The organism is Haloarcula sp. MBLA0138, from assembly GCF_055632455.1.
Map to the genome: position 1 here is coordinate 1,217,374 of NZ_CM145746.1, position 19,723 is coordinate 1,237,096.

The following is a 19,723-nucleotide window of genomic DNA, read 5'->3' on the forward strand; positions in this document are numbered from 1 at the left end:
CTCAGACGAAGTCCGCGAGCGTCGTCTGCCCGGGGTCGAGACCGCCGCCGTCGCCGGTGGCCGAGGCCGCTCGCTCGTCGTCCAACGCCCCGAGGGCGGCCTGTCCGCCGCCGTCGACGTGCTCGTCGCCGTCCTCCGTCGCGTCGTCGGTGTCGGCCGTCGAACCGTCGGTCGCCGCCGCCCCGTCGGTGCCGTTCGCGGCCGCCCCGTCGAACCCGTCGAGGCTCGCCTGCTCGCCCGCCGAGAAGTCGAGGTTCGAGACGCGCACGCCGACCTTCCGGACGGCGGCGTCGGCGAACTCCGCGAGAAGGTCCGTCGCCACCGACTCGACGAGGCCGGGGTCGTCGACGGGGCCCGGGAGGGAGCGGGCGCGCGTGTTCACGTCGTAGGGCGGCGTGACGACCTTGACGCCGATGGTCTGATAGCGCGCGCCCCGACGGCTCGCGCGGTCGGCAACGGCCTCGGCCAGCGTCCGCGCCCGGCGGTGGACCGTCTCGGCGTCGTCGGTGGCTTCGGTGAATGCCGACTCCCGAGAGAGGCTCTTGGGGTCGCCCGTCGGTGTCACCTCGCGGGGGTCGTTGCCGCGGGCGTAGCGCCGAATCTCGCGGCCCCGCTCGCCGAACTCGCGGTCCAGCAGGTCCGGGTCTGCGTCGGCGAGGTCGCCGGCCGTCTCGATATCGTGGGCGGCCAGTTCCCGCGCCGTGACCGGGCCGACGCCGTGGACGTCCTCGACGGGGAGGTCGGCGAAGAAGTCCCGCACGTCCCCCGGCCGGATGACCGTGCGGCCGTCGGGCTTGTCGTAGTCGCTGGCGACCTTCGCGGCGCTCATCGTCGGCGCGACGCCGACGCTCGCGGTCACGTCCGCCTCGCGTTCGATGCGCGCTTTCAGGTCCGCGGCCCACGATTCGACGCCCGACCACCCCACCGCGTCGGTCACGTCGAGGTAGGCCTCGTCGACGCTCACCTCCCGGAGCGTGTCGGCCGCGTCGCGGAGGACCTCCTTCACTTCGCGGCCGACCGACTCGTAGTAGTCGAGGTCGACCGGGCGGTAAAAGCCCGCCTCGCGCACGTCCAGTTCGGGGTCGCCGGCGGCGTCGACCTTCCGGGGGAGGCGGTCGAGAGCCTCGCCGATTGGCATCGCCGACTCGACGCCGTACTCGCGGGCCTCGTAGCTGGCCGTGGCGACGGCCCCGTGGCGCTCCCCGGATTCGTAGCCCATCCCGACGACCAGCGGCTCGCCGTCGAGGGCGGGCTCGCGGCGGCGCTCGCAGGCGGCGTAGAAACAGTCCATGTCGACGTGTGCGACCACCTGCGCGGACGCCTCGCTGTCGTCGGCGAACCAGTCGCCCCGTTCGTCGCTGTCCATCGGCACTCGGCGAGGACTATGACCGCCGGCCTACTCGAACCCATCGGCCGCGAGCGCCGGCGTCACGCGGACGGGTCGTACCACCGGGTCGTCCCGTCCAGCCGGTCGAGGTTCGACCGCAGCGCCGCGCGCTGTGTGGCGGTCGCCGCCGGCGTCAGGGTCACCGCGACTTCACCGTCGAAGGAGTGGGCTTCGAGCTGACTCCGGGCCTCGAACAGGCGGCCGTAGCCGTCGCTCCCCCACTCGACGGCCGTCGAGAACACCATCTCACGGAAGGAGCGACCGTAGTTCGCCTCGGCCTTCGTCGAGAGCGCGTCGAGGCGTTGCGCGACCGACGAGAGGTCACGCGTCGCCGCGAAGGCCAGCAGGAGGTCCGTCAGCGGGTGCGACGGGCGGGCGTCGAGATCTGCCGCGTAGCTTCCCGGAACGCGGTCGAGTTCCGGCCCATCGACGACTTCGAACGCGACGAACCGCGCCAGCCCGCCGGCGTAGAGATGGACCTCGACGCGCGGGACCATACCGGGTTCCAGCGGCCGCGCCGCACCGACGCGGACGACCGCGGCCAGACCGCTCATACGCTCCGGACGGTCTGGAGACTCCTCAACCCATCGCGTCGTCGATAAACAGGTCCGCAACTGGCGAAGTGGCCGTGCTTCGCCAGCCCGTGGTATGCCGCCGATACCAATCCCGGGTGCGTCGGCGGTCGTTCCCGCCGGGAGCTCGTGGGCTCCATGAGTGTGTATGTCACACCCACACTTCAATGTTTGGTACGTGGTAGCAACGGCCTACCGGAGTCAGTTCCCGACCTCGCCGCCCACGTCAACGGTGTCCTCCGCGTCGGCGTCCCAGTCGTCGCCGACCCACTCCCGAAGCCGGTTCGTGACGCCGGCGAAGTCGTCGCCGTCCGCGAACGATTCGACGACGACCCACTGCTCGTCGTCGCGGTCGAACCCGAGGCTGTAGCCGTGTTCGCCGCCGACGATGACGACGAACGCGACGACGATGTCGCGCTCCGGGAGAAAGCCGACGGGCGCGAACCCGTAGTCGTCGCGCTGTGCTTCGAGCGTCGTCAGTTCGTTCGCGGAGAGCGGGCGGTCCGGGAGCGACTCGCGGAGTTCGGTCACGCTCCCTTCTCGGCGGGAGACTGTCTAAGGCGTTTCGACCGGCCCGCGGGCTCAGAGCATGCGCTCGGCCTCGGCGACCGTCTGGGCGGTGCGTCCCTCGTAGCCGGCCTTCCGGGAGCAGCGCTGGAAGGCGTTCTCCGTGACTGCACTCGTCTCGCTGGCGACGACCCGCACCACACCGTCGACGCCCATCTCCGCCAGTTCGGCCTGTGCGCGTTCGATGGGTTGGGCGGCTTCGGGCGACGGCGGGGTGAACGTCGAGATGTCGTTGACGATGTCGAATCCCTCCGAGAGGTGCTTGGCCGACGTGACTGCCTCCGTGGCGGCCCGCTTGATTTCGTCCTCTTCGAGCGTGCCGCGGAGTTCGATGTACAGAGTGTTCGATGCCGTATCCGCGCGAACGTCGTAGGTCGCGTCTGTGACTGCCATATTACGACGTCGTCGGCCGCGGGGATTGCAGTCGTCCCTTACTAGTTAGCGTTGCCGTCGGGAGCGGCCACTGTCCCGTCGCCCGGTGACGAGTGCCGCCGCCACGGCGACTGCGAGCGCCGCGAGCGCGCCGAAACCGGGACCGGACCCGCCCGTCGCGGTCGGCGTCGCCGACGCCGGCGGCCGTGTCGTCGCGGACGGGTCGTCGGAGTCGGTCGCTTCGGGGCCCTCGGCGGTGTTCGACGCCCCGGGAGCCGTTGTGCTCCCGACCGGGGTCCCGTCGTCCGGTTCGCCGCCGTCGGCGGTGGGGTCTGTCGGGTCCGTCCCGAGTTCGACCTCCCGCCCGTCGTCGACGCCGTCACCGTCCGAGTCGGCAAGGAACGGGTGTGTCCCGTGTGTCCGTTCGGCCTCGTTGGTCAGTCCGTCGTCGTCGTGGTCGTCGATGCTGATGCCGGCGTACAGGTACGGGTCGGTCGGGAAGGCCATCCCGGTGCGGTCGGAGAGAACCTCGGTGACGTAGCCGTCGAGAGGGGTCCCGGCGACGGACTCGACCACGTCGACGAACACCGCCGTCGTAATCGGCCCGTTGCGCTCGTTCAGTCGGTACACGACCTGCTGGAAAGTCCGCTCGCCATCGGTCGCGTTCTGGATGCGGGCGTCCAGAAGCGCGACGGCGTGGGTGCCGGCGTCGTACTCGACGGTCTCGCTCTCCCACGTCGACGGGGCCGAGAGGTTCGCGTCGGGGTACCGCGGCGGCGAACGGGCCGCGGCGAGGAACCGGTCGTAGCTCGCGTCGCCGTCCCGCAGTTGCGTGAGCAGTGCGTAGTACTCCGCGCTCCCCTCGGTGAGCCAGCGCATCGACGCCGTGGCCCGCCAGCCTTGGCGCTCGTGGACGTACTCGTGGACCCACGTGCTGTCGTACTCGTCGGTCGGCGCGTCCTCGTTGACCCAGTACGAGCCCCCGCGGTTCGTGGCCGCGCCGCCGCGCCGGAACGGTTCGGGCGCGACGAAGACGGTGAAGTCGTCGGGACGCGGCGAGACGCGGAGTTCGCTCGCGCCGCTGTATATCTCGGCCAGAATGGCGTCCTGACCGGCGACCGGCGTCGCGGCGTCCGGGTAGACTACCCGAATCGTCCCGGTGTCGGACTCGTTCGTGCGGGTCCGGTGCGGGCCGAGATAGACCTGCGTCGGCGCGGCGACGCCGGACTCCCCGTCGGCGACGGCCAGTTCGGTGTCGAAGGTCGGTTCGTCGCCGTACGTCCGGCCGCCGACGACGGGGACGAACACCTGTTCGAGATCGAACAGCGCCCACTCGCCCGTGTCGACGGCGTCGTAGGTCCCCGGGGCCGCGGCGTCGAAGGCGGCGCTCTCGTTGACGTGCGCGTAGTACGTCACCGACGGGTCCGGCGGCGGCCGCTCCCAGACGTACCGACCGTCGCCCGCGTCGCGGAAGCCGGCCGTCCCCAGCACGTCGTACGCCGAGAGGTTGAGTTGGAGCGACTGCAGCGCCGGATACGTCTCGTAGGTGGCGGTGACCCTGACGACGCCCGGCCGGTCGGGGACGCGCTCGACCGCGTAGGTCACGGTAATCGTCGGCGACACCGCGGCCGGGTCGCCGCCGACCCGCGCGTCCACCCGCTTGTCGACGGGCGCGGCGGACGTGCCGGCCACCGGACCGAGGGCCGACAGGAACACCAGCACAGACAGGCAGACGGCGACGACTCGTGCGCTCACGGGGGTAGCTCTGCGCAGCTTCAGGTTTAAATCTTCGCCGGGCGCGGCGGTAACGGCACGGCCTGCTGGAGCGGGTGTGTTTTTCAGGCTCCTGCCCGTCTCACCGGACGTGACCGGAACACTCGACCACACGATGCTGCGCGTCTCGGACTTGGAGGCGTCGCTCGACTGGTACCAGACACACCTCGACTACGAGGAGAAAGACCGCCACGAGGGCGACGGGTTCACCATCGTCTACCTCGGTCCCGAGGGGATGGGCGAGGACGAGGCGATGCTGGAGCTGACGGCCAACGAGGGCGAGGACGTGACGCTGGGCGACGCGTGGGGCCACATCGCGGTCCGCGTCGAGGACGTCTACGACGCCTACGAGGAACTGCTGGACGAGGGCGTCGAGGACTACCGCGACCCGGATTCCTGTGGCGGCTCCTACGCCTTCGTGACCGACCCGGACGGCCACGAGGTCGAAATCGTCGAGCGTGACCACGGCTCGCGCTGGAGCATCGACCACACGATGATTCGCGTCGAGGACGCCGACGAGGCGCTGGGCTTCTGGACGCGGAAGTTCGAGTACACCGAGACCGGCCGCTGGGAGTCCGACACCTTCGCCAACTACTTCGTCGAACCCGCGGACGCGCCCGCCGAGGCGATGAGCGTCGAACTCACCTACAACTACGACGGGCGCTCCTACGAGATGGGCGACGCGTGGGGCCACCTCTGTGTCCGACTCGACGACCTCCACGACGACTGGGACCAGTTGCTGGAGCGCGGGGCCGAGGACTACCGCGACCCCGCGTCCTGTGACGACATGTACGCCTTCACGAAGACCCCTGACGGCCACGAGATAGAACTCCTCGCGCGCGACCCCGACGCGGACACGCTGTTCCCGTTCTGAGGGGCGTCCCGCCGGCTCGGCGGGCGCGAGCCGAAGCCGGACGTTTAATTACCGACCGGGTGTCCTGTCAAATAGACGCAGACCTCCGGTCGCGTACCCCCGCTCAGACATGCCCTCGAACCACGACGCCACCGACCGCCTCCTCCTCGGGTTCGCCAGCGTGGTTGCCGTCGCGGTGGTGGTACTCGCCCTCTGGTCCGTCGGCGTCGCCGGGCCACAGGGCCACCCGCGGGTCGACGCCGATGCGGGCGAGCGCGTCGCCGCCATCGACGCCATCGACGCGACCCAGACCGTGGTCGTCGAGCGCAATGACACGGTGGCGAGCCGGACCGTCTACGACGCGACGCTAGTTCCCGGAACCGGGAAGAAACGGCTCCGCCTCGTCGAGGGCGGCACCGAGCGGTACGACCGCCGCGTCTCGAACGGCTCGGTGCTGTGGCTGTACGCTCGCAACGACACGACTGTGGAGCGGATACCGTACAGTGGCCCGACCCCGGACGGACGGCTGGACGAGCGGGTACCACACCTCCTCCGTCGGGCGAACCTCACCGGGTCACCGAACGGGAGTGACCGGTCGCCCGGTGTCGAACCGCTCCCCGTCGTCCCGCGGGCGAGCGGCGCGCCCGCGGCCGAGACATCTGACGGGAGCTATCGGGTTCGCTACGCGGGGACGGAGTCGGTCGACGGCCGCGAGACCTACGTCCTGCGCGTCGTCCCGCGGGCCGACGAGTCGGCGGCGTACCGACAGACGCTCTGGATAGACACGGAGCGGTTCTACCCGCTCCAGCGGGAGACGAGTTGGGTCCACGACGGGACGCGGACCGTCCTGACGACGACGTACGCCGACGTGACGTTCGACCCCGAGGTGCCCGCGGGGGCGTTCGACCCGACGTTCGGCCCGAACGTGACGGTCACCACGCCGGAGACGCCGACGACTCGGACCTACAGACGGGTCGGGGCGCTCGAAGCCAACACCACCATCGCGGTCCCGGAACCGACGGTCCCGGCATCGTACGAACTGACCTACGCGACGCGGACGCGGGGGACAGTGAGCGGTGTCGGCCTGCGGTACGTCGACCGGACGAGTCGACTCACCGTCGCAAAGTACAACTTCACCTACGAATCCAGCGGGGGCGACGCCACCCGGCGCGTCGACGGCCGCACGGCGACGCTCAGCCGCGGGCCGACGAGTTCGCTCTCGTGGAACTGCGAAGCGTACCGCTACACCGTTCGGGGCGAGGGTGTCGACACCGAGCGGCTCCTCGCCGTCGCCCGCTCGGTCGGCTGTCCGGAGGAGCGCAGCGGGGAGTGACCCCCGACTTCTGGGTCAGAAACTCGCCTCCGGATTATAATATCCATCCGGCCGTCGGTCGAGACGCGGCGGAGGAACGGAACGCACCGCGGCCCTCCAAACGGTTGCCTGCCGCATCCCACGCCCGGCACCGCGCCCCCACTGCGCTGCCGGGCACCGTCCACGCGGTGCCCCGCCGCCCGATTCCGGCCGCTCCGCGGCCACACCCGCTGACGCGACACCTCTCTGGCCCGCCCGGCGACTCCGAGGCCCCCCGGCTTCCGAGTCGGAAACTGACGGGACCTTTTATTCGGGGACGGCTCGTTGCCCCCGTACGTGAGTGAGGACCCGGCGCTGGGTGAGTTTCTCGACCTCCTCAGCGACGAGTACGCCCGGGACATCCTCGCAGCAACGAGTACCAAACCAATGTCCGCGAAACAGCTCGCCGACCACTGCGACATGTCGGAACCCACCGTCTATCGCCGGGTTGAGTGGTTGCAGCAACACGACCTCCTCGAAGAACAGACCAAGATAGAGACCGGCGGCAACGACTACAGCCTCTACGCGGCGACGCTGTCGGAGTTCTCGGTGCAACTGGACGACGGCGACTTCGCGGCGGCCGTCGAGCGACAGGCTCCCGCGTTCCCCGGACAGGCGGAGACAGACACCGCGGACCGTTTCACCAAGATGTGGGAGAACCTCTGAGATGGTGACCGTAACGGCACTCGTCGAGTGGCTCGTCGTCGCGCTCGCGTTCGGCTCGACGGTCGTCGGCGGCTACGTCGGCTACCAAGCGTATCGCGGCTACCGGCGACACGATAGCAAGACGATGCGGTACCTCTCGGCGGGGCTGTTCCTGCTGACCGCCGCCGCCTTCAGCATCGCCTTCGTCGGCTCGCTCCTCCTCAGAGAGAGCGTGATTCCGCTCTCCTTCCAGCAGCCCCTGACGCTGGTGACGCGGGCGCTGCAGTTCCTCGGCGTGCTCTTCATCGCGTACTCGCTGCACACGCGGGAGTGACGGCGCGCTGTTGCGTACTCGATACATCCGCGGCGAGTGCTTAGATACCGCCCGTTCCGAGAGACGCGTGGCACCCGGCGGCTCCGCAGCCGTCCCTTCCCCCACTATCCGCGAGAGCACCGGGCGTCACTACCGTGGGACCAGACCCGCTGGCGCGCCCGTCGGCGCGCGCCACTGCTGTGTGGCAGTCCGCGGTGACGCGGCACTCGCGGCCGCGGGACCGGCGGCGACCCCGTCTCGCCCGTCGTCGGACGCGGCGTTACTCGGCGTCCCAGTCCATCCGGCAGGTCTCGTCACAGAAGTGCGCCGTCTGGACCGCGTCGTCCTCGACCCACGTGATGACGCGGTGCGTGTACTCGTTGACTATCTTCTCGCCGCACGTCGAACACTCCGGGGCGTCTTCTTCGTCGATGTCTTCGTGGTGATCCGATGTGGGGTCGACCATCCTACCTGTGCGTCGTCGTCACCCCACTTAATCACTCATACTCGCCGCGAACGTCACGGTCCTGCACTATCGGTCCCGCGTCACCGACTCGCCGGGGGCCGTGGTCGCTCCCGACGAGAGGACGACGCCGGGGTTCAGACTGGTGTTGATGCCGGTCTTGGCCCCGTCGCCGGCGACCACGCCGAACTTCCGGCGCTCCGTCGAGACCCGGTCGCCCTTGACCGTCAGTCGGACCGGTTCGCCGTCGTGGCGGAGGTTCCCGACCTGCGTCCCCGCGCCGAAGTTCACGTCCCGGCCGAGTACGCTGTCGCCGACGTAGGAGACGTGCGGGACGTGTGAGCCGGCCATCACGACCGAGTTCTTCACCTCGACGCCGTGGCCGACGTGGGAGTCCTCGCCCAGCAGCGTCGCCCCGCGGACGTAGGCGTTGGGCCCGACCTCGGCCCCGGCGCGAATCAGCGCCGGCCCCTCGACGACGACGCCCGGTTCGACGACGGCACCGTCCTCGACGACGACGCGCCCGCGCAGGTCGGCGTCGCCCCGGACCTCGCCGTCGACGCGCCGCTCCAGTTCGCCGAGTTTCCACTCGTTGGCTTCGAGCAGTTCCCACGGGCGGCCCACGTCGAGCCAGCGGTCCACCTCGACGGCAGTCACCGACCGCTCGGCGACAGTGCGGGCCAGCACGTCCGTAATCTCGTGTTCGCCGCGGTCGCTCGCCGGCACGTCGAGCCAGTCGCGGGCCGCGGCCGGGAAGACGTAGGCCCCGGCGTTTGCGAGGTCGGTCGGCGGGTCGGCCGGCTTCTCGACGATGTCGGTGACGCGGTCGCCGTCCGTCGAGAGGACGCCGTAGCTCGTCGGGTCCGGGACGCGGTAGGCGGCGACGGCCGGAGCGGCGTCGAACAGCGCACCGAGACTCGCCTCGTCGTAGAGGTTGTCACCGTTGAGGACGGCGAACGGGCCGTCGAGATGCTCGCGCGCGGCGGCGACGGCGTGGGCGGTCCCGTTTTGCTCCGCTTGGACCGCCACAGAGACGGGGACGCCGCGGTAGGTGTCGCCGAAGTACGACCGGACCGCGTCGGCCTCGTAGCCGACGACGAAGACGAGTTCGTCCGCGCCGGCGGCGACGGCGGTGTCGGCGGTGTGGGCGACCAGCGGCCGGTCGGCGACCGGGAGCATCGGTTTCGGCGTCGCGTCCGTCAGCGGGCGCATCCGCGTCCCCTGTCCCGCGGCGAGGATGACTGCGTGCATGCCGCCACCGTCTCGAGGCTCGGAAAAATACCTACCGCTGTCGGCGACCGACGGCGAGACGACACAGCTGCGGCGCTTTTCGGATGTCGCCCTGAAAATGTGCTCGGTAGGGGATTTGAACCCCTGTCCTCGGCTGTCTTCCCCGCGGAGGCGGACCCTCCGTGAGCCGAAAGGCCAAGATGATTGGCCGGACTACACCAACCGAGCGCATTCCCGCGTTCCCGGCGCACCAATTTAACCCCATCGAAGTCGACCACCCCTGCGGGTGCGTGACAGGACGGCGGGCGGGTGCCGCCGACCGGTCGCCCGCGTCCGCTCGAACGCTACTTCCCCTCGAACTCCGGCTCCCCGTCACCCATGAACGCCGTGATGCCTTCCATCACGTCGTCGGTGCCGATGAGGTGGCCGAAGGCCTGAGACTCGACTTCGAGGCCGGCGTCGGTGTCGTCGCGGCCGGCGTGCATCGCGCGCTTGGTGAACTTCTGTGCGACCGGCGGGCCGGCCGCGAGGTCGGCAGCGAGTTCGAGCGCGCGCTCTTCGAGGGCGTCGCCCTCGACGACTTCGTTGACGAAGCCGTAGTCGGCCATCTCCGCGGCGTCGTAGCGCTCGGCGGTGAAGATTATCTCCTTGGCGCGGCCCTCGCCGACGATGTTGGCGAGCCGTTGGGTGCCGCCCCACCCCGGAAGAAGTCCGAGGTTGTGTTCCGGCTGACCCAGTTCCGAGCGCTCGGAGGCCACGCGGAGGTCGGCACAGGTCGCCAGTTCCATCCCGCCGCCCAGCGCGTAGCCGTCGATGCCGGCGACGACCGGCATCGGGCACTCCTCTAGCTTGCCGAACGTCTCTTGGCCTTTCTTCGAGAGGTCGACCGCCTCCAAGGGCGTGGCGTTGGAAGCCATCGACTGCACGTCCGCGCCCGCGGAGAAGGCCTTGTCGCCGGCCCCCGTCAGCAGTATCGCCCGCACGTCCTCGTCCGCCGAAAGGCGGTCGACGGCCGCGGCGAGTTCGTCCATCATCTCCGGGCTGACGGTGTTCATCCGGTGGGGGCGGTCGAGTTCGACGTGGCCGACCATCTCGCCGGGGTAGGTGACGCTGATGTTCTCGAACGACGCCTCGTCCTCGTCGTCGCCGCCGTAGAAGCCGTCCTCGGCGGCCGCCTCGCGGAGGCCGTCGGAGACGGCGTAGCGCTCGGACCCAGTCTCCTCGCGGGCGGCCTCCAGCGCCTCGACGAGCGTGTCCAGTCCGGCCTTGTCGGCCAGTTTCGCCGGTCCCTCGGGGAAGCCCCCGCCCAGCATCACGGCCTCGTCGATATCGGCGACCGGGGCCACGTCGTCGTCGACGAGTTTGCCCACTTCGTTCGCCATCACGGCCAGCAGCCGGTGTTCGACCGTCTCGCGGCCGGCGTCAGTCGGGATGTCGACGCCGCCGTCATCGTAGTCGTAGAACCCCTCGCCGGTCTTTTTCCCCAGCTTCTCCTGTTCGACTTTCGTCTCCAGTAGCGGACAGGGGGCGTAAGCCTCGCCCAGCACCTCGTGCATGTATTCGAGGACGTGCAAGCCCACGTCGTTACCGACTTGGTCGGACAGTTCGAACGACCCCATCGGCAGGCCCATGTCGAACTTCGTCGTCGAATCGACCTCGGCGACGGTGGCCACGTCGTCGTGGACCAGCCAGCAGGCCTCATTCATCAGGGGGACGAGGATGCGGTTGACGATGAATCCCGGCGAGTCCTTGCGCACGCGGACCGGCGTCTTACCGAACTCCTCGGCCAGCGCTTCGACGGTTTCGAGGGTGGACTCGTCGGTGTGGCCGCCGGTGATGACCTCGACCAGTTGCATCCGTACCGGCGGGTTGAAGAAGTGCATCCCGCAGAACAGGTCCGGCCGGTCGGTCACCTCCGAGAGCTCCGTGATGGAGAGGCTGGAAGTGTTCGTGGCGAAGATGGCCCCGTCGGGAGCGTGGGCCTCGACCTCGCCGTAGACGTCTTTCTTTATCTCCATCTTCTCGGGGACGGCCTCGATGACCACGTCAGCGTCGCCGACGGCGGCTTCGACCTCGACCAGCGGCGTCACGCGGTCGAGCGCGGCGTCGGCTTCGGCCCGGGAGAGTTGGTCCTTCTCGGCCAGTTTGTCCAGCGACCACTCGATGTTGTCGTAGCCGTTCTGGACGAACTCCTCTTTGATGTCCCGCATCCGCACCTCGTAGCCAGCGAGCGCGGCGACCTCGGCGATTCCATGCCCCATGTTTCCCGCGCCGAGTACCGCGACGGTCTCGATGTCCTCGAAATCCATGACATATGTCCCCACTGCCGGCCCACGTTTCAACGTTTCTCTCGTCGAAAAACCTCGCCATCGTTTATTTCAACGTTGGAACTACTACGGCGGGCGAGGGGCTAGTCTGAACGACCACCGCTTTTAAGCCTCCGAGGGAGAAACCTCAGACAACATGGGCGACGCACCCGCTCGTGACACGGTTCGCCCGCTCGCCGCGCCAGACGCGTCTGTTCTGTCTCGCCGTCGCTGTTGCTGTCGCCGTTGCCGCTGTTGACCGGCCGACACCCCGGCCCGCCCGCACCGACTCCGACCGCCAGCGACACCAGTTCACATGCTCGACCGACTGCAAGCCGACGTACGCACCGCACTCGCCAAGGACCCCGCCGCCACCAGCGCCGCGGAGGTCGTCCTGACCTACCCCGGCCTGCACGCGGTCTGGCTGTACCGCCTCGCGCACTGGCTGTGGGGCCGCGACCGTCGCCTCGCCGCTCGTGTCCTCTCGCACGTCGCGCGCCTGCTGACCGGCGTCGAGATACACCCCGCCGCGGACGTAGGGGAGCGCCTGTTCGTCGACCACGGGATGGGCGTCGTCGTCGGCGAGACGGCCGAAATCGGCGACGACGTGCTCCTCTATCACGGCGTGACGCTCGGGGGCACCTCGATGCGACGCGAGAAGCGCCACCCGACGCTCGAAGACGGCGTGACCGTCGGTGCCGACGCGACGTTGGTCGGCCCGGTCACTGTCGGCGAGAACGCCACCGTCGGAGCCGGTGCCGTCGTCGTCGACGACGTACCACCCGGCGAGACGGTCGTCGGCAACCCCGCACGCGTCGTCGATGCGGACGCGTCGGAGGGCGTCGGCGACCCGGACGCCCCGGACCCCACGGTCGTCGACGACTGACTCACGGACAGGCTCTTTGTCGGGCGGCCGCTACCGGGAGTCGATGCCCGACACGCCCCACGAGACGCTGCGGCGCGACGACGACCTCGGCCCGCTGGTCGAAGCCCACGGCGAACTGACGCTGGACCCGGCCGACGACCTCTTCGAGCGACTGGTCGTCTCCATCCTCCGCCAGCAGGTGTCGATGGCCTCGGCGGCGGCGACCCGCGAGCGCCTGTTCGAGGCCGTCGAAGTGACTCCCGACGGCGTCCTCGCGGCCGACGACGAGACGCTCCGGGACGCCGGCCTCTCCCGGCAGAAGACCCGCTACGTCAACGAAGTCGCCGAGACGTTCCGACGGGAAGAGTACACGCGCGACGCGCTCGCGGGCCTGTCCGACGACGAGGTCCGGGCGGAACTGACGGCCATCACCGGCGTCGGCGAGTGGACCGCGAACATGCAACTCCTCTTCTCGCTGGGCCGCGAGGACGTGTTCCCGGTCGGGGACCTCGGCATCAGGAAGGGGTTCCGGACCGTCGTCGGCGACGACTACGACCGCGCGGCGATGCGCGACTACGCCCAGCGGTGGGCACCGTACCGGAGCTACGCGAGCCTGTATCTCTGGCGGGCCGAGGAGGACATCGCCGCGGGCGTCGACGAGGTCCGCGAGGGGTAGCTACTCCTCGCCGGCCTCCTCTTCCTCCGTCTCGGGCTCCCCGTCGCCGTCGGCCCGGCGGGTCACGTCGACGTGGTAGTGTTCGAGGATGTCGCGCCCGAGCAAGAGCGGGTAGTCCATGTGCGAGCGGTCCTCGACGCTCGCAGTCACGGTGTGTTGGGTGCCGCCGACGCCGACCACGAGGTCGACGACCGGCCGCGAACGCCCGGATTTCACGCTGCCGGATTTCACCTTCACGATGTCGAGGATGGGGCCGGTCCCGATTTCGGCGGCCAGTTCCGCGTCGATACTGGTCCGGGTCGCGCCGGTGTCAGACTTGGCGAGGACGGACTTCTTGCCCCGGGTCCCGGTGACGACGACCTCCTCGATGTAGCCGACGACGAGGTTCTCGGGCCGCTGGCGCGACGGTTTGCGCGGCGTACACTCCGGCCGGGAATCGTCCAGTCGCTCCGCGAGGCGCTCGACGGTCTCGTCGTCGACGCTGCCGCCGGCCCGCTCGATGGCCCGCCGGGCGATGTAGGGCGCGGGACTGGTCCCGGTGGCCTTGAACAGCCCTCGAAAGCCCGCGGTGGGGTTCACTTCGAGGACGTAGTAGCCGTCCGCCCCCTGTACGATGTCGACGCCGGCGTAGTCGAGGCCCACGGCCTCGGCCGACCGGCGGGCGATGTCGGCGACCGTCTCGGGGAGGTCGTCGGTCACGTCCTCGACCTCGCCGCCCAGCGCGACGTTGGTCCGCCACTCGCCGTCGGGGGCGTAGCGGTTCATCGCGCCGACGACTTCGTCGCCGACGACGTACACCCGCAGGTCGTGGTGGCGCTCGGCGTCGTGGTCGACGAACTCCTGCAAGAAGGCGTGTCGGTTGCCGACCTGCGCGTTGACCGGGTCGTCGAGTTCCACCATCCACGTCCCGCCGCCGTGAGTCCCGATGGCGGTCTTGTAGACGGCCCGCTCGCCGAACCGCTCGCGGTGTTCGTTCAGCCGCTCGTTCGAGAGCGCCAGCACCGCGTCGGGAACCGGAACGCCGGCCGCCGACAGCGCGGCGGCGCTGGCGAACTTGTGCAGCGCCGTCGCGGCGGCCGTCGGCTCGTTCAGCATCGGGACGACGTTCGACAGCGTCAGCGCCAGCCCGATACCCTCCGTCGGGTGCTCGTCGTTCGACAGCAGGAGGCGGTTGGCTATCACGTCGGCGTCCGGTTCGACCCGCATCTCGCCGTCGCTGACCTCGACAGTCGTGTTCTCGCGGCGGAGCCACTCGGTGTCGTAGCCCATCGCGTCGGCGGCGTTCAGGATGGCCTTTGACTCCTTGCTGGAGTGGAGACTCAGGACACCGACGGTGATGTCTTCGGTCATGTACCGAGTTCCAGTGGGCGGACCTAATCCCTGACGGTCCCGGCGTCCCCCGGCCGTTCGAGTGGGCGGGCGCTGCCGCGCGGTTTATAGCCGCGGTGGCCTAGTGGCACCCATGGACACGGCCGAACCGTTCACGTACGACGGTGGACGGGTCGACCCGGGGGAGACCCAGAACGTCCGCTACACGGTCAGCGAGACGTACATGGGGGAGCCAGTCAGGACGCCGGTGACGATAATCAACGGCGAGCAACCCGGCCCGACGGCGTTTCTCTCGGCGGCGGCCCACGGTGACGAACTCAACGGTATCGAGGTGGTGCGCGAGATAGCCCACGAGTGGGACCACACCGGCCTCGCGGGGACGCTGGTCTGCATGCCCGTGTTGAACGTCCCCGCCTTCCTCGCACAGGAGCGGTACCTCCCCATCTACGACCGAGACCTGAACCGCTCGTTCCCCGGCGACCCGGACTCAACCAGCGCCAAGCGGATGGCCGCGCGTGTCTTCGACAACTTCGTCGCGCCGTGTGACTTCGGACTGGACTTCCACACGTCGACGCGGGGCCGGACCAACATGCTCCACGTCCGGGCCGACACCGACGACCCCGCGGTCGCCCGGGTCGCACACGCCTTCGCCTCGAACGTCGTCATCTCCTCGTCGGGGCCGTCGGGGTCGCTCCGGCGCGAGGCCAGCGAGGCCGGGACGCCGGCCATCACCGTCGAGATGGGCGAGGCCCACCGGTTCCAGCGCCCGCTCATCGACAGCGCCAAGGAGAGCGTCCGCTCGGTGCTCGCGGAGTTCGGCCTGCTCCCCGCGGAGGTCGTGCAGTGGCCCGGGTGGCGGACAGTCATCGAGGACAGCGACGAGAAGACGTGGCTGCGCGCCGACGACGGCGGCCTCGTGGACATGCGCCACGAGCGGGGTGACCTCGTCTACGAGGACGAGGTCGTCTGTACCGTCGCCAACCCGTTCAAGACGGAGGGCACGACGGTCCGCGCGCCGTTCACCGGACTGCTGGTCGGCGTACTGGAGAACCCACTGGTCTACCCCGGCAACCCGCTCTGTCACCTCGTGCGCCTCGACGACCGGACCCGCCGAGCCTTGGAGCGAAGCGGGGCGTCCGACCGGGACGGCCCGCCCGACGCCGCTGGAAACTGACCGCGTGGGCTCCGGGCGGCCGGAAACGTCAGTCAGCGAACGTCTTCGGCCCGAGTCCCGGCGAGACGCGCCCGTTGTAGAAACTTCTATTTGTCCCCGGCCTAACCCCTCAGTGTATGAGTCAGTCTTACAACCGCGGCACCGTCGAGGACTTCGGACGGTGGCGGGACTTCACGGCCGGGATGTGGGCGTGGATATTCCACAAGTTCACCGGCTGGGTGCTGGTCGGGTACCTGTTCACCCACATCGCCGTCCTGAGTACCGCCCTCGGCACTGCCGACCTCTACAACAGCACCATCGGGGGGCTGGAGGCGCTGCTGGTGGTCCGGTTCCTCGAAGTCGGACTGCTGGCGGTGGCCGTCTTCCACATCCTCAACGGCATCCGGCTGTTGATGGTCGACCTCGGTGTCGGACTGGAATCGCAGGACAAGAGCTTCTACGCGTCGCTCGTGCTGACAGGGGCTATCGTCATCGCCAGCGTGCCGACGTTCCTCGGGGGTGTGCTGGCCTGATGGCCGAACACTACTCCTCGTTCGAGCGCGGCGGCCGGCGCTGGCTCCTCCAGCGCCTGACGGCGGTGTTTCTCATCGGCGTCCTCGCGTTCCACTTCATGCTGCTTCACTTCGTCAACCACGCCGCGAACATCACCTTCGCCGGGACCCAGCTCCGGATGCAGCAGGTCGGTTACTTCGCGACGATGTGGCTGTTCCTCGTGACGGCGACGTTCCACGGCGTCAACGGCGTCTACAACGCCCTCGTCAATCAGGGCATCCGCGGCACGCAGAAGACTGCGGCCAAGTACCTCCTCGGCGTCGCGGGCCTCCTGCTCGTCGTGCAGGGCACCCGCGTCGCACTCGCGATGAACGGCTTCCTCTGAACCATGAGCACACAGATAGAGCAACAGGAGACCGAAACCGAAGAACAGGAGACCGAACCGGAGGTCGAGTCGCCCGGCGACCAGCGCCGCGCGGCGAAAGAAGAACGCGCGGCCCAGCGCCGCGCCCAGCGCGAGACCGAGGAGGCCGTCCTCGACGACGAGGACAGCATCCTCCTGAAGGTGTTCCGCTACGACCCCGAGGTGGAGGGCAAGCAGGAGCCGCGCTTCGACGACTTCCGGGTCCCGTTCCACAAGGGGATGACCGTCCTCGACGCACTCATCTACGCCCGGGACCACTACGACTCGTCGCTGACATTCCGGCACTCCTGCCGGCAGGCCGTCTGTGGCTCCGACGCGCTGTTCGTCAACGGGAAGCAGCGCCTCGGTTGCAAGACCCAGATTTCGGCCCTCGAATCGCCCGTCCGTATCGAGCCCCTACCCCACCAAGAGGTCGTCAAGGACCTCGTCGTGGACATGGAGCACTTCTACGACCAGATGGAGGCCGTCGAGCCCTTCTTCGACGCCGACGAACTCCCGGATGGCGAACTCGAAGAGCAGCGCCAGACCCGAGAGAACCGCGAGAAGGTCAAGATGTCCACGCGGTGTATCTGGTGTGGGGCCTGCATGTCCTCGTGTAACATCGCCGCCGGCGACAACGAGTACCTCGGCCCCGCGGCCATCAACAAGGCCTACCGCTTCGCCATGGACGAACGCGAGGGCGAGGACCGCAAGCAGGAGCGCCTGCGCATCATCGAGCAAGAACACGGCGTTTGGCGTTGCCAGACCCAGTTCTCCTGTACCGAGGTCTGTCCGAAGGACATCCCGCTGACCGAACACATCCAAGAGCTCAAGCGGGAAGCGGTCAAGAACAACCTGAAGTTCTGGTAGCCGTTCGCTACTACAGTTCTCCGAGCGTTCTGCTGCGGGCGCGCCGAGCAGGTATCGCCGTCACGCGAGCCTCGCATGTCACGCGGCTGTGATACGGCTCCCGGCAGTCCGGCGACCCAACAGGGAGGCTTAAGTTCGGGTAATCCTAACCCGCGCACAGCAAGAGACATTCTCACAATGTACGAACACGATGTCATCGTGGTCGGTGCTGGCGGTGCCGGCCTCAGAGCGGCCATCGCGGCGCACGAGGAGGGCGCGGACGTCGCCCTCGTCACGAAGCTCCACCCCGTCCGCAGCCACACCGGCGCGGCCGAGGGTGGCATCAACGCGGCCCTTCAGGAGGGCGACTCGTGGGACCTGCACGCCTACGACACCATGAAGGGGTCCGACTACCTCGGCGACGCCCCCGCAATCGACACCTTCGCCAAGGACGCCCCCGAGGAGGTCATCCAACTCGAACACTGGGGGATGCCCTTCTCCCGGGAAGACGACGGCCGCGTCTCCCAGCGGCCCTTCGGCGGCCTCTCGTACCCCCGGACCACCTACGCCGGGGCCGAGACGGGCCACCACCTCCTGCACACGATGTACGAGCAGGTGGTCAAACGCGGCATCGAGGTGTACGACGAGTGGTACGTCACGCGGCTGGCCGTCACGGACCACGACGACCCCGAGGACCGGCAGTGTCACGGCTGTGTCGGCTACGACATCAAGTCCGGTGAGATAGAGGGCTTCCGCGCCAAGAACGGCGTCATCCTCGCCACCGGCGGCCTCGGGCAGGCGTTCGACCACACGACCAACGCCGTCGCCAACACCGGCGACGGCTGCGCGATGGCCTACCGCGCCGGCGTCCCGGTCGAGGACATGGAGATGATCCAGTTCCACCCGACGACGCTCCCCTCGACGGGGGTACTCATCTCCGAGGGTGTCCGTGGCGAGGGCGGTATCCTCTACAACGACAACGAGGAGCGCCTGATGTTCGAGTACGGCTACGCGAACAACGACGGCGAACTCGCCTCCCGGGACGTGGTCGCGCGCGCCGAACTCACCGAGGTCAACGAGGGCCGCGGCATCGAGGACGAGTACGTCCATCTGGACATGCGCCACCTCGGCGAGGAGCGCATCATCGACCGGCTGGAGAACATCCTCCACCTCGCCGAGGACTTCGAGGGCGTCGACGGCCTCGACGAGCCGATGCCGGTCAAGCCCGGCCAGCACTACGCCATGGGCGGCGTCGAGACCGACGAGAACGGCGAGACGTGTATCGACGGGCTCTACGCGGCCGGCGAGACGGCGTGTGTCTCCCTACACGGCGCGAACCGACTGGGCGGCAACGCGCTGCCGGAACTGCTCGTCTACGGGGCCCGCGCCGGCCACCACGCCGCCGGCAAGGACATGAAAGTCGCCGAGATAGAGACCGGCCCCTCCGCCCAGAGCGAGCCCGGCGAGGTCGAACCGCCGGTCGAACCCGGCGCGGTCGACGCCGGCAGCGAGGACGTGGCCGCCGACGGGGCCGCCGTCGAACCGACCGGTGTCATCGAGACGGCCGTCGACCACGAGCGCACCCGCGTCGACACGCTCTTGGAGGACGACGGCATCAACCACGCCGAGGTCCGCGCCGACGTGCAACAGACGATGACGGACAACGTCAACGTCTTCCGCGAGGAAGATGGTCTGAAGGAGGCCCTACGGGACATCCGCGAGGCTCGCAAGGAGTACGAGGACGTGGCCGTTGCCGACCCCTCGCGCACCTACAACACCGACCTCATCCACACCATCGAGACGCGCAACCTCCTCGACGTGGCCGAGGCCATCACGCTGGGCGCGCTGGCCCGCGAGGAGTTCCGCGGTGCCCACTGGCGCGCCGAGCATCAGGAGCGCAAGGACGACGAGTGGATAAAACACACCATGCTGGCGTGGAACGACGGCACGCCGGAACTGTACTACAAGCCCGTCATCCTCGAAGGCGACGAGCAGACCTACGAGCCCAAAGAGCGCTCGTACTGAACCCGGCGGAACGGGGTTTCGCGGCCCTCTCGTGGCTCCCGACATCTATTTGCGTGCCGCGACCCTACATCGGCGTGT

Annotated in this window: 20 protein-coding genes and 1 tRNA gene; 11 read left to right on the top strand and 10 right to left on the bottom strand. The window is 69.0% G+C overall.

All coding sequences use genetic code 11. From position 1 onward, the window contains the following. Position 1 precedes the first annotated feature (1 nt). From dinB to ACV7JO_RS06455, 5 genes are all read right to left on the bottom strand, one after another. The gene (dinB, locus tag ACV7JO_RS06435; RefSeq protein WP_470355517.1) at positions 2-1,366 is read right to left on the bottom strand and encodes a DNA polymerase IV; all 1,365 of its coding nucleotides are present in this window, start codon (positions 1,364-1,366) and stop codon (positions 2-4) included. A gap of 62 nt (positions 1,367-1,428) precedes the next feature. Beyond that, positions 1,429-1,941 carry a hypothetical protein gene (locus tag ACV7JO_RS06440; RefSeq protein ID WP_470355518.1) on the bottom strand — a complete coding sequence of 171 codons (513 nt, stop codon included), beginning with the start codon at positions 1,939-1,941 and terminating at the stop codon, positions 1,429-1,431. Positions 1,942-2,160: 219 nt separating this feature from the next. After that, complete coding sequence (locus ACV7JO_RS06445; protein WP_470355519.1) at positions 2,161-2,490, bottom strand: DUF7964 domain-containing protein; 330 nt, start codon at positions 2,488-2,490, stop codon at positions 2,161-2,163. Between the two features lie 51 nt (positions 2,491-2,541). Further along, the gene (locus tag ACV7JO_RS06450) at positions 2,542-2,919 is read right to left on the bottom strand and encodes a hypothetical protein (RefSeq protein WP_470355520.1); all 378 of its coding nucleotides are present in this window, start codon (positions 2,917-2,919) and stop codon (positions 2,542-2,544) included. A gap of 45 nt (positions 2,920-2,964) precedes the next feature. Then, positions 2,965-4,653 carry a hypothetical protein gene (locus tag ACV7JO_RS06455; protein ID WP_470355521.1) on the bottom strand — a complete coding sequence of 563 codons (1,689 nt, stop codon included), beginning with the start codon at positions 4,651-4,653 and terminating at the stop codon, positions 2,965-2,967. 109 nt (positions 4,654-4,762) lie between these two features. Here ACV7JO_RS06455 and ACV7JO_RS06460 point away from each other — a divergent pair, with 109 nt between their 5' ends. The 4 genes from ACV7JO_RS06460 (at position 4,763) to ACV7JO_RS06475 (ending at position 7,854) form a co-directional block, all read left to right on the top strand. Further along, positions 4,763-5,545 carry a VOC family protein gene (locus tag ACV7JO_RS06460; RefSeq protein ID WP_470355522.1) on the top strand — a complete coding sequence of 261 codons (783 nt, stop codon included), beginning with the start codon at positions 4,763-4,765 and terminating at the stop codon, positions 5,543-5,545. A gap of 109 nt (positions 5,546-5,654) precedes the next feature. Further along, positions 5,655-6,857, top strand: coding sequence for a LolA family protein (locus ACV7JO_RS06465; protein WP_470355523.1), 1,203 nt, complete (start codon positions 5,655-5,657; stop codon positions 6,855-6,857). 315 nt (positions 6,858-7,172) lie between these two features. Continuing rightward, on the top strand, positions 7,173-7,541 hold the full coding sequence (locus ACV7JO_RS06470) for an ArsR/SmtB family transcription factor (RefSeq protein ID WP_470355524.1): 369 nt from the start codon (positions 7,173-7,175) through the stop codon (positions 7,539-7,541). A 1-nt stretch (position 7,542) separates the two neighbouring features. Continuing rightward, entirely contained in the window at positions 7,543-7,854 is a 312-nt protein-coding gene (locus ACV7JO_RS06475; protein WP_470355525.1) for a DUF7521 family protein, read from the top strand. 259 nt (positions 7,855-8,113) lie between these two features. Here ACV7JO_RS06475 and ACV7JO_RS06480 read toward each other — a convergent pair whose 3' ends face one another. The 4 genes from ACV7JO_RS06480 to ACV7JO_RS06495 all read right to left on the bottom strand — a co-directional run bounded on the left by ACV7JO_RS06480 (position 8,114) and on the right by ACV7JO_RS06495 (position 11,835). Then, positions 8,114-8,299, bottom strand: a complete 186-nt coding sequence (locus ACV7JO_RS06480; protein WP_470355526.1) for a DUF7576 family protein — start codon at positions 8,297-8,299, stop codon at positions 8,114-8,116. Between the two features lie 66 nt (positions 8,300-8,365). Then, positions 8,366-9,547, bottom strand: coding sequence for a bifunctional sugar-1-phosphate nucleotidylyltransferase/acetyltransferase (glmU, locus tag ACV7JO_RS06485; RefSeq protein WP_470355527.1), 1,182 nt, complete (start codon positions 9,545-9,547; stop codon positions 8,366-8,368). Between the two features lie 100 nt (positions 9,548-9,647). Further along, positions 9,648-9,754, bottom strand: a tRNA-Glu gene (locus ACV7JO_RS06490). A 116-nt stretch (positions 9,755-9,870) separates the two neighbouring features. Beyond that, positions 9,871-11,835 (bottom strand): 3-hydroxyacyl-CoA dehydrogenase/enoyl-CoA hydratase family protein, encoded by a 1,965-nt coding sequence (locus ACV7JO_RS06495; protein ID WP_470355528.1) that lies wholly within the window; start codon positions 11,833-11,835, stop codon positions 9,871-9,873. Between the two features lie 313 nt (positions 11,836-12,148). On the opposite strand from ACV7JO_RS06495, the gene cysE reads away from it, so the two are divergent. Beyond that, complete coding sequence (gene cysE, locus ACV7JO_RS06500) at positions 12,149-12,718, top strand: serine O-acetyltransferase (RefSeq protein WP_470355529.1); 570 nt, start codon at positions 12,149-12,151, stop codon at positions 12,716-12,718. 43 nt (positions 12,719-12,761) lie between these two features. Continuing rightward, positions 12,762-13,373, top strand: a complete 612-nt coding sequence (locus ACV7JO_RS06505) for a DNA-3-methyladenine glycosylase family protein (RefSeq protein ID WP_470355530.1) — start codon at positions 12,762-12,764, stop codon at positions 13,371-13,373. On the opposite strand, the gene ACV7JO_RS06510 is transcribed toward ACV7JO_RS06505, so the two are convergent. Further along, on the bottom strand, positions 13,374-14,723 hold the full coding sequence (locus tag ACV7JO_RS06510; protein ID WP_470355531.1) for a RimK family alpha-L-glutamate ligase: 1,350 nt from the start codon (positions 14,721-14,723) through the stop codon (positions 13,374-13,376). A 112-nt stretch (positions 14,724-14,835) separates the two neighbouring features. On the opposite strand from ACV7JO_RS06510, the gene ACV7JO_RS06515 reads away from it, so the two are divergent. From ACV7JO_RS06515 to ACV7JO_RS06535, 5 genes are all read left to right on the top strand, one after another. Next, complete coding sequence (locus ACV7JO_RS06515; protein WP_470355532.1) at positions 14,836-15,876, top strand: succinylglutamate desuccinylase/aspartoacylase family protein; 1,041 nt, start codon at positions 14,836-14,838, stop codon at positions 15,874-15,876. A 116-nt stretch (positions 15,877-15,992) separates the two neighbouring features. Further along, a complete protein-coding gene (gene sdhC, locus ACV7JO_RS06520; RefSeq protein WP_470355533.1) occupies positions 15,993-16,388 on the top strand; it encodes a succinate dehydrogenase, cytochrome b556 subunit in 396 nt (131 codons plus the stop codon). After that, positions 16,388-16,753 (top strand): succinate dehydrogenase hydrophobic membrane anchor subunit, encoded by a 366-nt coding sequence (locus tag ACV7JO_RS06525; RefSeq protein ID WP_470355534.1) that lies wholly within the window; start codon positions 16,388-16,390, stop codon positions 16,751-16,753. Before sdhC ends, ACV7JO_RS06525 begins: the two co-directional genes overlap by 1 nt. Before the next feature lie 3 nt (positions 16,754-16,756). Beyond that, positions 16,757-17,641 (top strand): succinate dehydrogenase/fumarate reductase iron-sulfur subunit, encoded by an 885-nt coding sequence (locus ACV7JO_RS06530; RefSeq protein ID WP_470355535.1) that lies wholly within the window; start codon positions 16,757-16,759, stop codon positions 17,639-17,641. A gap of 177 nt (positions 17,642-17,818) precedes the next feature. Then, a complete protein-coding gene (locus tag ACV7JO_RS06535; protein ID WP_470355536.1) occupies positions 17,819-19,645 on the top strand; it encodes an FAD-binding protein in 1,827 nt (608 codons plus the stop codon). The last annotated feature ends 78 nt before the right edge of the window (positions 19,646-19,723 follow it).

Excerpts from the sequence above, each read along its gene's own strand:
- ACV7JO_RS06525 (WP_470355534.1), top strand. The coding sequence starts at position 16,388 with ATGGCCGAACACTACTCCTCGTTCGAGCGCGGCGGCCGGCGCTGGCTC.
- cysE (WP_470355529.1), top strand. The coding sequence starts at position 12,149 with ATGCTCGACCGACTGCAAGCCGACGTACGCACCGCACTCGCCAAGGAC.
- glmU (WP_470355527.1), bottom strand. The coding sequence starts at position 9,547 with ATGCACGCAGTCATCCTCGCCGCGGGACAGGGGACGCGGATGCGCCCG.
- ACV7JO_RS06530 (WP_470355535.1), top strand. The coding sequence starts at position 16,757 with ATGAGCACACAGATAGAGCAACAGGAGACCGAAACCGAAGAACAGGAG.
- ACV7JO_RS06510 (WP_470355531.1), bottom strand. The coding sequence starts at position 14,723 with ATGACCGAAGACATCACCGTCGGTGTCCTGAGTCTCCACTCCAGCAAG.
- ACV7JO_RS06505 (WP_470355530.1), top strand. The coding sequence starts at position 12,762 with ATGCCCGACACGCCCCACGAGACGCTGCGGCGCGACGACGACCTCGGC.
- ACV7JO_RS06465 (WP_470355523.1), top strand. The coding sequence starts at position 5,655 with ATGCCCTCGAACCACGACGCCACCGACCGCCTCCTCCTCGGGTTCGCC.
- ACV7JO_RS06515 (WP_470355532.1), top strand. The coding sequence starts at position 14,836 with ATGGACACGGCCGAACCGTTCACGTACGACGGTGGACGGGTCGACCCG.
- ACV7JO_RS06475 (WP_470355525.1), top strand. The coding sequence starts at position 7,543 with ATGGTGACCGTAACGGCACTCGTCGAGTGGCTCGTCGTCGCGCTCGCG.
- dinB (WP_470355517.1), bottom strand. The coding sequence starts at position 1,366 with ATGGACAGCGACGAACGGGGCGACTGGTTCGCCGACGACAGCGAGGCG.
- ACV7JO_RS06450 (WP_470355520.1), bottom strand. The coding sequence starts at position 2,919 with ATGGCAGTCACAGACGCGACCTACGACGTTCGCGCGGATACGGCATCG.
- ACV7JO_RS06480 (WP_470355526.1), bottom strand. The coding sequence starts at position 8,299 with ATGGTCGACCCCACATCGGATCACCACGAAGACATCGACGAAGAAGAC.
- sdhC (WP_470355533.1), top strand. The coding sequence starts at position 15,993 with ATGAGTCAGTCTTACAACCGCGGCACCGTCGAGGACTTCGGACGGTGG.
- ACV7JO_RS06440 (WP_470355518.1), bottom strand. The coding sequence starts at position 1,941 with ATGAGCGGTCTGGCCGCGGTCGTCCGCGTCGGTGCGGCGCGGCCGCTG.
- ACV7JO_RS06495 (WP_470355528.1), bottom strand. The coding sequence starts at position 11,835 with ATGGATTTCGAGGACATCGAGACCGTCGCGGTACTCGGCGCGGGAAAC.
- ACV7JO_RS06535 (WP_470355536.1), top strand. The coding sequence starts at position 17,819 with ATGTACGAACACGATGTCATCGTGGTCGGTGCTGGCGGTGCCGGCCTC.